Origin of the sequence: Cellulosimicrobium sp. NPDC057862, assembly GCF_042797035.1 — a bacterium.
Classification (GTDB): Bacteria; Actinomycetota; Actinomycetes; order Actinomycetales; family Cellulomonadaceae; genus Cellulosimicrobium.
Map to the genome: position 1 here is coordinate 304,511 of NZ_JBHVMH010000003.1, position 11,610 is coordinate 316,120.

Consider the following 11,610-nt stretch of genomic DNA (forward strand, 5'->3'; position numbering starts at 1 on the left):
CCTGCGAGAGTGTCCGCGTGCCCGTCGCCCACCAGGTCCTGACGCACGCCGCCGACCCGGCGGTGCGCGACCGTCCCGCCCTGCGCACCCCCGAGCGGTCGCGCACCTACGCCGCGCTCGCCGCGGACGTGCGCGCGGGTGCGACGCACCTCATCGCGACGGGCACGCGTCCCGGCGACCTCGTCGCCGTGTCGCTGCCCGACCCGCTGGACCTGCTGACGGCGGTCCTCGCCGCCGACCACGCGGGCGCGACGCCGCTGGTGTGCGACCCGGCGTGGCCGCGCGCGCACCGTGCGGAGGTCCTGCGCACGCTGGCCCCCCGCACGTTCGTCGAGGTGCCGCTGCCGCGCGGGACCGGCGCCGTCCCCGACCTCGTGCCGGGGCTCGTCCCGCAGGGGGGTGCGAGCCCCGGCACGGGCCACGTGCCCGCCCCGGACGACCTCGCGTGGGCGGGCTTCTCGTCGGGCAGCACGGGCCGGCCGCGCGCGGTCGTGCGCACCCGCGCGTCGTGGGCGGGGTCGTTCGACGACGTCACACGGCTCCTCGGCCTGCGCCCCACGGACACCGTGCTCGTCCCCGGGCCCCTCGCGTCGTCGCTCTACTGCTTCGCCGCCGTGCACACGCTCGCCGTCGGCGCGTGCGCGTACCTCACGCGCACCCCGGCGGCCACGACCTCCGCGCTCGCGAGCAGCGACGTCGTGCACCTCGTGCCGCAGGTCCTCGACGACGTGCTCGACGCCGTCGCGGCGGGAGCGCCGTCGCGGCTGCGGCACGCGGTCGTCGGCGGCGCGTCGCTCGCCCCGGGGGCGCGGTCGCGCGCGACGGCCCTCGGCATCGACGTGCTCGCGTACTACGGCGCGGTCGAGCTCTCCTTCGTCGCCTACGACCCGGACGGGTCGGGGCTGCGCGCGTTCCCGGGCGTCGACCTGGCCGTGCGGCCGCTGCCCGCGGCGAGCGTCGGCGAGGTCTGGGTCCGATCGCCCTGGGTCTCGCGGGGATACCTCGCGCGCGCCACCGGCCCGCTGCGCCGCGACGGCGCGTGGAGCACCGTCGGCGACCTCGCCGACCCCCTGCCCGAGCCAGCGACGGGCACCGCGCCCTCGTCAGGGTCCGCCTCGGTGCCGTGGCCGGCGACGTCGGCCGGTGGGACCGCCCGCGGCGCTCTCGTGCTGCGCGGCCGCGGGGACGGGGCGATCCTCACCGGAGGGTCGACCGTCGTGCCCGAGGACGTCGAGGTCGTGCTGCGCGCCGTGCCGGGCGTCCGGGACGTCGTCGTCCTCGGGACCGCACACCGCCGCCTCGGCGCGGTCGTGAGCGCGGTCGTGGAGTGCGACGACCGGCCGGGGCTGCGCGCCCACCTGGAGCGCGTCGCGCGTGCGGCGCTCGCCCCGGCGCAGCGGCCGCGGCGCTGGTACGGCACGCGCGCCCTCCCCCGGACCCCGTCGGGCAAGCCCGCACGCGGGGCCGTGAGCGAGGCCCTGCGCGGGCCCGAGCCCGCGCGGTCGGGCCTGGAGCCGCTGCGATGAGCCCGGCCCGGGGGACGCCGGACGACGCGCCCGTCGTGGTCGCGGCACGCCGCACGTGGGTCGGGACGGCCGGGCACGGGCACCGGTCGCTGTCCGAGGTCGACCTCGCGGCCGCGGCTCTCGGCGCGACGCTCGGCGACGCGCGCGCGCTGGGGGTCGAGGACGACGTCGCGGACGTCCTGCTGGGCTGCTGCACCGGGCCGGGCGGGAACGTCGCCCGCGTCGCGGCGCTCGCCGCGGGCCTGGGCATCACCGTCCCCGGCCTCACCGTCGACCGCCAGTGCGCCTCCGGTCTCGCGGCGGTGCTCCTCGCCGCACAGCAGGTCCGCGCGGGCGAGGCCCGCCTGGTCCTCGCCGGCGGGACCGAGAGCGCGTCGCGCGCCCCCGCCCGCGCCCACCGCACGGCCTGGGGCGACGTGCCGTACGCGCGGGCCGCGTTCGCCCCGACGCCGTGGGCCGACCCCGGCATGGGCGCGGCCGCCGACGAGCTCGCGCGCCGCCGCGGCGTGACCCGGGAGCGCCAGGAGGACTACGCGCGGCGCAGCCACGCGCGCGCCCTCGCGGCGCACGCGGGCGGGCGGTTCGCGGCCGAGACCGTCCGGGTCGGCGGGCCGGGGAGGTCGCTCGCGCGCGACGAGCGGGCGCGGCGCCTCGACGCCGCGGTGCTCGCCCGGCTGTCCCCCGCGTTCACGTCCGACGGCACCGTCACCGCCGCCACCGCGAGCCCGGTGAGCGACGGCGCGGCGACCGTCGCGGTCGTGCCCGAGCGCGTCCGACGCGGCCTCGGCGCCCCCGGCCTGCGCCTTCTCGCGTCGGCGACGGTCGGCTGCGACCCCGCGCTGCCCGGGTGGGGCCCGGTCCCCGCGGTGCGCGCCGCGCTGGACCGCGCGGGCGCGCGGCTCGACGACGTCGCGGCGGTCGAGGTCGTCGAGGCGTTCGCCGCGCAGGTCCTCGCGGTGACCGACGCGCTCGGCCTCGACCCGCTCGGCGACCCCGACGACGACGCGCGGGTCTGCGCCGACGGCGGCGCGCTCGCGCTCGGGCACCCGTGGGGCGCGAGCGGCGCCGTGTCGGTCGTGCGGCTGTTCTCCCGGCTCGTGCGCGCGGGCGCGCCGGCCGGGACGCTCGGCCTCGCGACGGCCGCGGTCGGGGGCGGCCTGGGCGTGGCGGCCGTGCTGGAGGTCGTCCGGTGATCGCGAGAGCCCGGGCCCGGCAGCGGCGACGAGACGCCGTCGGGGGCGCCCCGGTGGAGACGCCCGGCGCGACCGCCGGGACCGGCGCGTCGGGTACGACCTGCCCGGAGACGCCCGGGCCCGGCTGCGCGATCCGGCTCGAGGACGTGCACGTCCGCCTCGGCGAGCGGGACGTGCTGCGCGGGATCGACCTGGCGCTGCGCGAGCGGCGCGTGGGGATCGTCGGGGCCAACGGCTCCGGCAAGAGCACGCTCGCGCGCCTGGTCAACGGTCTCGTCGTGCCGACGTCGGGGCGCGTCCTGGTCGACGGGCTCGACACCCGCCGCGACGGCGCGGCGGTCCGCCGGCGCGTGGGGTTCGTGTTCACCGACCCGGACGCCCAGATCGTCATGCCGACCGTCGCGGAGGACGTCGCGTACTCGCTGCGGAGCCACGCTCCGGCCGAGCGCGACGCGCTCGCGCGGGCTGCCCTCGCCGCGCGCGGCCTGGCGGACCACGCGGACCACCCCGCCCACCTCCTCTCGGGCGGGCAGAAGCAGCTCCTCGCGCTCACGTCCGTGCTCGCCGCCGGGCCGCGGCTCGTCGTCGCCGACGAGCCCACGACGCTCCTCGACCTGCGCAACACGCGGCGGTTCGCCGCCGAGCTCGCGGCGCTCCCCCAGCAGGTCGTGCTCGTCTCGCACGACCTGACGCTCATGGACGCGATGGACCGCGTGCTCGTCGTCGACGACGGGCGGGTCGTCGCGGACGACGAGCCGGGGCCCGCCGTCGCGCACTACCTGCGCCTCGTCGACGGGGCGTCGCCGTGACCCCGGGGACGTACCGGCCGGGCCGGTCGGCGCTGCACCGGGCTCCGGCCGGGGCCAAGCTCGTGGGTCTCGCGGCGGCCTCGGCCGTCGTGCTCCTCGTGTCGTCGCCGGCGGGGGTCGGCGCGGTGGTCCTCGTCGTCGGTGCGCTCTACGCGGTCGCGGGCGTGGTTCCGCGGGCGGCGTGGGACCAGGTCCGGCCCCTGCGCGTGGTGGTGCCCGTGCTCCTCGCCGTCCAGTGGCTCGCCCTGGGGCCGGTGCCCGCGGTCGTGCTCACGACCCGGCTCGTCGCGCTCGTGGCGCTCGCGGGGCTCGTGCTGCTCACGACCCGGACGTCCGCCGTCCTCGCCGCGATCGAGCGAGGGCTGCGGCCGCTGCGACGCCTCGGCCTCGACGTCGACCGCGCGGCCCTCGTCCTGTCGCTCGCCGTGCGCTGCGTCCCCGTCGTCGCCGCCCTGGCGCAGCGCGTGCGCGACGCCTGCCGGGCCCGGGGCCGCGAGCGCGACGTGCGCGCCTACGCGGTCCCGCTCGTCGTCGGCGCCCTGCGCCAGGCCGACGCGCTCGGCGACGCGCTGCGCGCCCGCGGCCTCGACGACTGACGGCCCGTCCCGCCGTCGTGCCGAGGGAGAGCCGTGGTCTCGCGAGGTAGTGCCGTGGTCAGGACCAGACCTCTACCTCGCCGTACCAGACCTCTACCTCGTGGAGAGGACGCTCTCATCGGGCCGCAGGTTCGCCGGTGGCACGTCGGCCCCGGAGGGAGACGACCGCGGCGGCGAGGATGCCGACCACGGTCACGACGAGCAGGGCGCGGTAGTCGACGGCGCCCACGAGGGCCGCGCCGACCACGGTCAGCACGAGCTGCGGGACGTTGACGAGCAGCAGGCTCGCCGCGGCGACGCGCCCCTGGAGGCCCGGAGGCGTGCGGAGCTGGCGCTCGGTGACGAAGCCGACGATGGACCACGTCGCGCCGAGCCCGACCGCGCCGAGCCCGAGGACGATCGCCACGACGTTCGTCCCCGTCGCGGGGACGATGCCGAGCGCGAGCACGAGCAGTCCCAGGGCGACGAGCCGCTGCGCGCCCCACCGCGCGACGAGACGGGCCGCCGTGAGACCCGCGACGATCGCGGTGAGGGCCTGGACGGAGGAGATCGGGCCCAGCAGCGCCGCAGGCAGACCGAGCCCGTCCTCGACGATCGCGAGGCTGACCGCGTTCAGGAGCCCGACGCCCGCGAACGCGACGAGCATCGCGAGCGTGAGCACGCCGAGCGGTGCCGTGCGCACGAGGTGGCGGAAGCCCGCCGTCAGTTCGGCCAGGTACGGCTCGCGCTCGGCGGCGGGGGTCGGCGGCGTCTCGACGAGGCGGATACGGCCGATCACGGTGCCTGCGACCGCGAACGCGACCGAGGCCGCGACCACGAGCGGCCAGGCACCGGCGAGCGCGTACGCGCCCGCGCCGACGACCGGCATGAGGAGGCGGAAGACCTGGTCGATGGTCGTGAGCCGACCGTTCGCGGGGGCGATCGCCTCGTCCGGCAGCATGTCGCGCACGAGGCCCGCCTGGGCCGCCGCGGTCGCGAACCCGACGCCCGAGTAGACGACCGTCACCACGAAGACGAGCCAGACCTGCTCGGGCCCGCGGACCGCGAGGAGGGCGAGCAGGCTCACCGCGCCGACGACGTACGTGACGACGAGCATCCGACGGCGCGACACCCGGTCGGCGAGCTGGCCGAGGAGCGGTGACGCGAGCGCCGGCAGGCCGAGCGCCGCGAACACGAGCCCGGCCGCGCCGTTGGACCCGGTGAGGTCCTTCACCCACACGGCGAGGATGATCGCGAGGACCGAGTCGGCGAAGTTCGTGAACCCCCACGCGACCGACAGGAGGCGGAAGGGGCGGGAGCGCAGCGCGGCGCGGGGGTCCGGGACGCTGTCGGGGGCACCGGCGCGGGCAGCGGTGGGAGCAGCGGTGGGAACGGCCGCGGCGACGGTCTCCGGCGCCCCCGCGGGAACGTCCTCGGGCGCGGTCCGGGCGGTGACGGCCGTCGGCTCGGGGTGCGTGCTCATCGGGGGGCCTCCGGGAGGTCGGCGTTGACGATGGAGAAGAGGCGCGCGCGACGTGCCCCCGCGGGACGGAGCGACGGGTCGTCCCAGCGCCCCCGGAAGCGGTCCGTGAGCGCCTCCACCTCGCGGGCGAGCGCGTCGAGCTCCTCGCGCGTCGCGTAGAAGGACGCGCCGGTCATCGTCGAGGCGAGGAGCCACTGCGGGTCGTCGGCGGCGGACCCGGCGAGCCACGCCCGGACGCGCGCCGTCTCCTGGTCCAGCATGAGCGTCGCCACGGCGCCCGCGGCGTGCAGGGACTCCGGGACGTCGGGGTCGAACTTCGTCTGACGGCCGCGCCCGACGGAGCGCCACGGCCGCTCCTTGCCGCGCCGCTCCGCGGGCTCGACGTACCCGTACTTGGCGAGCATCCGCAGGTGGAACGAACAGCTCGCGACGGACTCGCCCGTCACCTCGGCGCACCGTGTCGCGGTGACCTCGCCCTCGTCGTCGAGCAGCGCGAGGATCCGCAGGCGCAACGGGTGGGCGAGCGCCCGGATGGTCGCCGGGTCGGTCGCGACGACCTGCCCCGGCTCGGGCCTCGGGCCGCGCGGGAGGCGTTCCGACGGCGCCGAGCCGGGGCTCGTCGGTACGACCGGGACGTCCGGCGGGCTGGCGTGCGGATCGGCTGGCGTGCTCATGCCGACCACGCTAGTTCAGGAAAGAGTTCTTGCGCAAGAGTTCTTTAGTGAGAATCGCCCGTCGCTCCGGGAGCCGCACGACGCGCGACCACGAGGTCGTGGACGCGGCTCACCGCGACCACGACCCCCAGCACCGCCACGGCGAGCGACAGGCCCGCCAGGACGTCGGTGAGGAAGTGGTACCCGAGGTAGAGCCTGCTCAGCGCGACGGTGCCGATCACGAGCACGGAGGCCGCCGCCCAGACCGCGAGGACCCGCGCGTCGTGATGGCGGTGCCACACGAGGTAGCCGCCCACCAGGACGAGCGTCGCCGCCCCGATCGTGTGCCCGGACGGGAAGGAGAACGACCGCTCCACCCCGGCGACGACCATCGAGACGTCGGGCGGTCGCGGCCGGGCGACCACCGCCTTGAGCACCGTCGAGACCAGCGTCGCGAGCACCATGGCCCCCGCGAGCAGCCCGGGTTCCCACCACGTCCCCGTGCGCCGCGCCCACACCACGCACCCCACCGCGACGAGGACGGGGAGCACGAACGGGCCGAACACGGTCGTGACCACGGTGAGGACGCCCGTAGCGACCGGGGTGCGGTGCGCGACCATCCACGCGAGCAGCGAGTCGTCGAGCCGCCACAGGTCCTCCTGGTCGCGGACCGCGTCGAGGAGGAGGGCGAATCCCGCGACCCCGGCGAGCACCAGGAGCACGCCCGGCCACACGCTCGCGAGGACCTCGCGCGCGGACGTGCCGCGCCGCTCGCCCGTCGTGCCGCCTGCCTGCCCGTCCCCCGCGCTCATCCCCGGAGGCTACGCAGGGCGAGCCGACGGCGCAGCGCGGCCGGCCGCCGTCGTGCGCCCGGCCCCCGACGCTCGTGGCGAAAAAGGGATGCACCGCCCACGACGACCGTGGTCGTATGTACCCACACCGCGGTGACGTCCGTCCGGTCCGTACCGGGCGGTGGAGGGTCCGGCCAGACCCACGAACCCAGCGTCACGAGAGCAGACCATGCATCCCTTGATCACGTACGACGTGGCGGCCCTCAGCCGTCGCGAGCAGCTGCAGGAGCAGACCCTGCGCCGGTCGCAGCTGCGCCGCACCACGACCCGCGTCCCGGCGAACACCCGGCAGGCCCGCCTGCCGCGCCGTACCGCATGACGCGCACCGACCGCTCGCCGGGCCGGGGACCCTCCCCGACAGGCGACGGCGCACCTCGCCGAAGGCCCCGACCGTCCGGACCCCCGTGGACCGGACAGCCGGGGCCTTCGTCGTGCGCGCCGCGGCTAGGCTGTGGCCCGTGAGTCCTGTGAACGCGAACGAACGCATCGTCTGGATCGACTGCGAGATGACCGGGCTGGACCTGGGCGCCGACGCCCTCGTCGAGGTCGCCGCCGTCGTCACCGACTCCGAGCTCAACGTGCTCGGCGACGGGGTCGACGTCCTCGTCCGGCCCCCGGCCGAGGCGATCGAGCAGATGGGCGACTTCGTCCGCCAGATGCACACGACCTCCGGGCTGCTCGACGAGCTCGACGAGGGCCTGACGCTCGCCGAGGCCGAGCAGCGCGTCCTCGACTACGTCCGCACGTGGGTCCCCGAGCCGGGCAAGGCACCGCTGGCCGGCAACTCCGTCGGCACCGACAAGGGCTTCCTGGACCGCGACATGCCCGCGCTCATGAGCCACCTGCACTACCGGATCATCGACGTGTCGTCCGTCAAGGAGCTCTCGCGCCGCTGGTACCCGCGCGCCTACTTCTCGTCGCCGGAGAAGCACGGCGGTCACCGCGCGCTCGCAGACATCCTCGAGAGCATCGACGAGCTGCGCTACTACCGCGCCGCCGTGTTCGTCCCCCAGCCCGGTCCCGACTCCGCGACGGCGCGCAAGGTCGCCGAGCAGGTCGTGGCGACGAGCGTCACGCGCGGCCGGACCCGACCCGCCGACGACGACGCCGCGACCTCCGTGGCCACCGTCACAGGGTCCGCCGACTCCTGACCTCGAAAAGCGGTCCGGGAGCCCCTCCGGAACCAGGTACACTTTTCGACGGCCGGTGCTTCACGCGCCGGTCATGGTGGGTATAGCTCAGCTGGTAGAGCACCTGGTTGTGGTCCAGGGGGTCGCGGGTTCAAGTCCCGTTACTCACCCCAGACGGACGAGGCCCCGGGCCCGCGTCGAGGAGTCCTCGACGTCGGCCCGGGGCCTTTCCGCGTTCCGACGCGACCCGTACGACGACGCGCCGGGCCGCAGCCGTCCGTGCTCAGGTCGTGCGGTGCGAGGCGACGGCGAGCACCCCGCCCAGGCCGATCATCATGCCGCCGCCCGTCGCGCGGACCGCGCTCAGGCGGCGCGGCGAGGAGGCGAACCACGACCGTGCGGCTCCCGCCGCGAGCGCCCACGCGCTGTCGCAGACGAACGCGATCACCGTGAAGACCAGCCCGAGCACCATCATCTGGGCGGGCACGCGCCCGGCGTGGAAGTCCGTGAACTGCGGCAGGACGGCGACGAAGAACACGATGGTCTTCGGGTTCGTCACCCCGACGACGTAGCCCTGCCGCACGACGCGCCACCACGGCTCGCGCACGGGCACGACCGCGACGGCGACGGCTCCCTCCCGCCGGTGCCGGACCGCCTGGACGCCGAGGTAGACGAGGTAGGCCGCACCGACGAGCTTGACGACCGTGAACACCGCGACGGACGTCGCGACGACGGTCCCGACCCCGAGCGCCACGGCGGCGACGAGCGTCAGCGCCCCGAGCTCGTTGCCGAGGACGCTCAGCACCCCGCCCCGGTGCCCGAGCGCGAGCGACCGGCCGACGACGAAGAGCACGCTCGGACCGGGGATCACGACGAGCACGAGCGAGGCGAGCGCGAAGGCGAGCAGGGAGTCGAGGTGCGGCACAGCGCCACGATAGGCCGATGCGTGACGCACGTCACGAGAGATACCTCGGTGCCGTGCCGAGCGCCCGACGGCGCGAAGCCGACGTACCGGTGCGAGTGCGACGTGTCGGTGGTTCGACGTACGGTCGGTGGACGCGTGGCAATGCGCTCGGCTGGCCGGCCACGGTCGTGGTTGGGTGGGAGGCCGGTTCACCGACTGTCGGGAGGCAGCGCCCCATGATCGAGTTCCGATCGGTCACCAAGACGTACCCGGACGGCACCGCAGCGGTCGCGGACTTCGACCTGGTGATCCCGCCCCACCGCACGACCGTGCTCGTCGGGTCGTCCGGGAGCGGCAAGACGACGCTCCTGCGCATGATCAACCGCATGGTGGAGCCCACGTCCGGCACGATCGAGATCGACGGCGCCTCCATCCTCGACCGGGACCCCGTGAAGCTGCGCCGCAGCATCGGGTACGTCCTCCAGAACGGCGGCCTGCTCCCCCACTACAAGGTCGTCGACAACGTGACGACGGTCCTGCGCCTCGAGGGCACGCCGCGGCGGCAGGCGCGCGAGCGGGCCCTCGAGCTCCTCGACACCGTCGGCCTCGACCGGGCGCTCGCCGACCGCTACCCGAGCCAGCTCTCGGGGGGCCAGCAGCAGCGCGTCGGCGTGGCGCGCGCGCTCGCCGCGGACCCGAACATCCTGCTCATGGACGAGCCGTTCGGTGCCGTCGACCCGATCGTGCGGGCCGAGCTCCAGACCGAGACCATCCGGTTGCAGCGCGAGCTGGAGAAGACGGTCGTCTTCGTCACCCACGACATCGACGAGGCGTTCCTGCTCGGCGACCAGGTCGTGATCCTCGAGAAGGGGGCGCAGGTCGCGCAGATCGGGTCCCCGAGCGAGATCCTGGAGAACCCGGCGAGCGACTTCGTCGCGAGCTTCATCGGGGCGGAGCGCGGCACGCGCGCGCTGCACACGAAGCGCACCGACCACGGGACCGTGCTCGTGGACGGCACCGGCCGCACGCAGGGCGTCCTGGTCGACGACCTCGTCGAGGGCAGCGCATGACCTGGGTCCTGGACAACCTCGACCTCATCGGCCGTCTCACCGTCGAGCACCTGAGCCAGTGCGTCGTGCCCATCGTGCTGGGGTTCCTCGTCTCGATCCCGCTGGGCTGGCTCGCGTTCCGGTTCCGCCTCACGCGGGGCCTCGTGCTCACGCTCGTCGGGCTGCTCTACACGATCCCGTCGCTCGCGCTGTTCGCTCTGCTCCCGCCGCTGCTCGGCATCAGCTTCCTGTCCGAGCTGAACCTCGTCGTCGCGCTGACCATCTACGCCGTCGCGATCATGACGCGGTTCGTCGCCGACGCCCTCGCCTCGGTCGACCCGACGGTCCGGCAGGCGGCCCTCGCGGTCGGGTACGGGCCGTGGCGACGCTTCTGGCAGGTCGACCTCCCGCTCGCGGGACCGGTCGTGCTCGCCGGGCTGCGCGTCACCGCCGTGTCGACCATCTCGCTCGCGACGGTCGGCATCCTCATCGGGATCGACAACCTCGGCTACCTCTTCACCAACGGCTACCAGCGGCAGATCGTCGCCGAGATCCTCTCCGGCGTCGTCGCGGTCGTCGTCATCGCGCTGCTCGTCGACCTGCTGCTCGTGCTCGCCGGACGAGCGGTCATGCCCTGGTCCCGGAAGGTGCGCGCATGAACCTGTTCTCCGACGCGATCGCCTGGATCTTCTCCCCCGACCGGCTCACGGGCGCGCTGCCCCTCCCCGAGGCGATCTGGACCCACCTCGCGTTCACGTTCGTCTCGGTGCTCATCGCCGCGGCGATCGCGATCCCCGCGGGCTGGGCCATCGGCCACACCGGACGCGGGCGGGAGCTCGCCGTCGCCCTCTCGGGCGCGGCCCGTGCGGTCCCGTCCTTCGGGCTCGTCCTCCTCCTCGTCCTCGTCCTCGGGGTGACGCACAAGATCGCCGCGTCCACGACGGCGTTCGTCCTCCTCGCGATCCCGCCCATCCTCGCGGGCGCCTACGCCGGTGTGGAGGCCGTCGAGCGGCGCGTCGTCGACGGTGCCCGGTCCGTCGGCATGACGGGGTGGCAGGTGCTGCTCAAGGCCGAGGTGCCGCTCGGGCTCCCGCTGCTCATCGGCGGGCTGCGCTCCGCGACGCTCCAGGTCGTCGCGACCGTGACCCTCGCGGGGTACGTCGGCAACTGGGGCCTCGGCTTCTACATCGTGCAGGGCATCCAGATCCGCGACTTCTCCCAGATCCTCGGCGCCGCCCTCGTCATCGTCGTGCTGGCCGTCGTGCTCGACGCGCTGTTCGCGATCCTCCAGCGGGTCGTCGTGCCGCGTGGCGTGACCGCCGGCCGCTCCTCGGACGACGAACCTGCCCGGCGGCGGCGCCGCCGGGCCCCCGAACCGACCACCGCCTGACGCGCCCGGAGCTCCCGACCGCGGTCCCCGCGCGCCCGACCCATCCA

At 75.6% G+C, this 11,610-nt stretch carries 13 protein-coding genes and 1 tRNA gene; 10 read left to right on the forward strand and 4 right to left on the reverse strand.

The window, feature by feature from the left end; all coding sequences use genetic code 11:
- Positions 1-17 precede the first annotated feature (17 nt).
- The 4 genes from ACFVN3_RS06820 to ACFVN3_RS06835 all read left to right on the forward strand — a co-directional run bounded on the left by ACFVN3_RS06820 (position 18) and on the right by ACFVN3_RS06835 (position 4,124).
- Complete coding sequence (locus ACFVN3_RS06820) at positions 18-1,526, forward strand: class I adenylate-forming enzyme family protein (RefSeq protein WP_378231919.1); 1,509 nt, start codon at positions 18-20, stop codon at positions 1,524-1,526.
- Positions 1,523-2,719: a thiolase family protein gene (locus ACFVN3_RS06825; protein WP_378231921.1), complete on the forward strand. Its 1,197-nt coding sequence runs from the start codon at positions 1,523-1,525 to the stop codon at positions 2,717-2,719. The genes ACFVN3_RS06820 and ACFVN3_RS06825 overlap by 4 nt, the downstream gene beginning before the upstream one ends.
- A gap of 131 nt (positions 2,720-2,850) precedes the next feature.
- The gene (locus ACFVN3_RS06830; protein ID WP_378232070.1) at positions 2,851-3,528 is read left to right on the forward strand and encodes an energy-coupling factor ABC transporter ATP-binding protein; all 678 of its coding nucleotides are present in this window, start codon (positions 2,851-2,853) and stop codon (positions 3,526-3,528) included.
- Positions 3,525-4,124, forward strand: a complete 600-nt coding sequence (locus tag ACFVN3_RS06835) for an energy-coupling factor transporter transmembrane component T family protein (RefSeq protein ID WP_378231923.1) — start codon at positions 3,525-3,527, stop codon at positions 4,122-4,124. The genes ACFVN3_RS06830 and ACFVN3_RS06835 overlap by 4 nt, the downstream gene beginning before the upstream one ends.
- A 115-nt stretch (positions 4,125-4,239) precedes the next feature.
- Here the strand turns inward: ACFVN3_RS06835 and ACFVN3_RS06840 are convergent, their stop codons facing one another.
- Genes ACFVN3_RS06840 through ACFVN3_RS06850 form a run of 3 tightly spaced genes read right to left on the reverse strand, consistent with a single transcriptional unit; the run spans position 4,240 to position 7,051 of the window.
- Complete coding sequence (locus ACFVN3_RS06840; RefSeq protein WP_378231925.1) at positions 4,240-5,586, reverse strand: MFS transporter; 1,347 nt, start codon at positions 5,584-5,586, stop codon at positions 4,240-4,242.
- Entirely contained in the window at positions 5,583-6,260 is a 678-nt protein-coding gene (locus tag ACFVN3_RS06845; protein ID WP_378231927.1) for an ArsR/SmtB family transcription factor, read from the reverse strand. Before ACFVN3_RS06845 ends, ACFVN3_RS06840 begins: the two co-directional genes overlap by 4 nt.
- A gap of 44 nt (positions 6,261-6,304) precedes the next feature.
- Complete coding sequence (locus tag ACFVN3_RS06850) at positions 6,305-7,051, reverse strand: phosphatase PAP2 family protein (protein WP_378231930.1); 747 nt, start codon at positions 7,049-7,051, stop codon at positions 6,305-6,307.
- 208 nt (positions 7,052-7,259) lie between these two features.
- Between ACFVN3_RS06850 and ACFVN3_RS06855 the strand changes: the two genes are divergently transcribed.
- From ACFVN3_RS06855 to ACFVN3_RS06865, 3 genes are all read left to right on the forward strand, one after another.
- Positions 7,260-7,409 carry a hypothetical protein gene (locus tag ACFVN3_RS06855; protein ID WP_156533217.1) on the forward strand — a complete coding sequence of 50 codons (150 nt, stop codon included), beginning with the start codon at positions 7,260-7,262 and terminating at the stop codon, positions 7,407-7,409.
- 187 nt (positions 7,410-7,596) lie between these two features.
- A complete protein-coding gene (gene orn / locus ACFVN3_RS06860; protein WP_378232072.1) occupies positions 7,597-8,241 on the forward strand; it encodes an oligoribonuclease in 645 nt (214 codons plus the stop codon).
- Between the two features lie 76 nt (positions 8,242-8,317).
- Positions 8,318-8,393: transfer RNA gene (locus ACFVN3_RS06865), tRNA-His, on the forward strand.
- Between the two features lie 110 nt (positions 8,394-8,503).
- Here ACFVN3_RS06865 and ACFVN3_RS06870 read toward each other — a convergent pair.
- Positions 8,504-9,145, reverse strand: coding sequence for a LysE family translocator (locus tag ACFVN3_RS06870; RefSeq protein WP_378231933.1), 642 nt, complete (start codon positions 9,143-9,145; stop codon positions 8,504-8,506).
- 215 nt (positions 9,146-9,360) lie between these two features.
- Here ACFVN3_RS06870 and ACFVN3_RS06875 point away from each other — a divergent pair, with 215 nt between their 5' ends.
- Genes ACFVN3_RS06875 through ACFVN3_RS06885 form a run of 3 tightly spaced genes read left to right on the forward strand, consistent with a single transcriptional unit; the run spans position 9,361 to position 11,563 of the window.
- On the forward strand, positions 9,361-10,194 hold the full coding sequence (locus tag ACFVN3_RS06875; RefSeq protein ID WP_378231935.1) for an ABC transporter ATP-binding protein: 834 nt from the start codon (positions 9,361-9,363) through the stop codon (positions 10,192-10,194).
- Positions 10,191-10,832 carry an ABC transporter permease gene (locus ACFVN3_RS06880; RefSeq protein WP_237842265.1) on the forward strand — a complete coding sequence of 214 codons (642 nt, stop codon included), beginning with the start codon at positions 10,191-10,193 and terminating at the stop codon, positions 10,830-10,832. The genes ACFVN3_RS06875 and ACFVN3_RS06880 overlap by 4 nt, the downstream gene beginning before the upstream one ends.
- Complete coding sequence (locus ACFVN3_RS06885) at positions 10,829-11,563, forward strand: ABC transporter permease (protein ID WP_378231937.1); 735 nt, start codon at positions 10,829-10,831, stop codon at positions 11,561-11,563. Before ACFVN3_RS06880 ends, ACFVN3_RS06885 begins: the two co-directional genes overlap by 4 nt.
- The last annotated feature ends 47 nt before the right edge of the window (positions 11,564-11,610 follow it).

Coding starts and splice junctions, on each gene's coding strand:
- ACFVN3_RS06825 (WP_378231921.1), top strand. CDS start 1,523: ATGAGCCCGGCCCGGGGGACGCCGGACGACGCGCCCGTCGTGGTCGCG.
- ACFVN3_RS06840 (WP_378231925.1), bottom strand. CDS start 5,586: ATGAGCACGCACCCCGAGCCGACGGCCGTCACCGCCCGGACCGCGCCC.
- ACFVN3_RS06845 (WP_378231927.1), bottom strand. CDS start 6,260: ATGAGCACGCCAGCCGATCCGCACGCCAGCCCGCCGGACGTCCCGGTC.
- ACFVN3_RS06850 (WP_378231930.1), bottom strand. CDS start 7,051: ATGAGCGCGGGGGACGGGCAGGCAGGCGGCACGACGGGCGAGCGGCGC.
- ACFVN3_RS06855 (WP_156533217.1), top strand. CDS start 7,260: ATGCATCCCTTGATCACGTACGACGTGGCGGCCCTCAGCCGTCGCGAG.
- orn (WP_378232072.1), top strand. CDS start 7,597: ATGACCGGGCTGGACCTGGGCGCCGACGCCCTCGTCGAGGTCGCCGCC.
- ACFVN3_RS06875 (WP_378231935.1), top strand. CDS start 9,361: ATGATCGAGTTCCGATCGGTCACCAAGACGTACCCGGACGGCACCGCA.
- ACFVN3_RS06880 (WP_237842265.1), top strand. CDS start 10,191: ATGACCTGGGTCCTGGACAACCTCGACCTCATCGGCCGTCTCACCGTC.
- ACFVN3_RS06885 (WP_378231937.1), top strand. CDS start 10,829: ATGAACCTGTTCTCCGACGCGATCGCCTGGATCTTCTCCCCCGACCGG.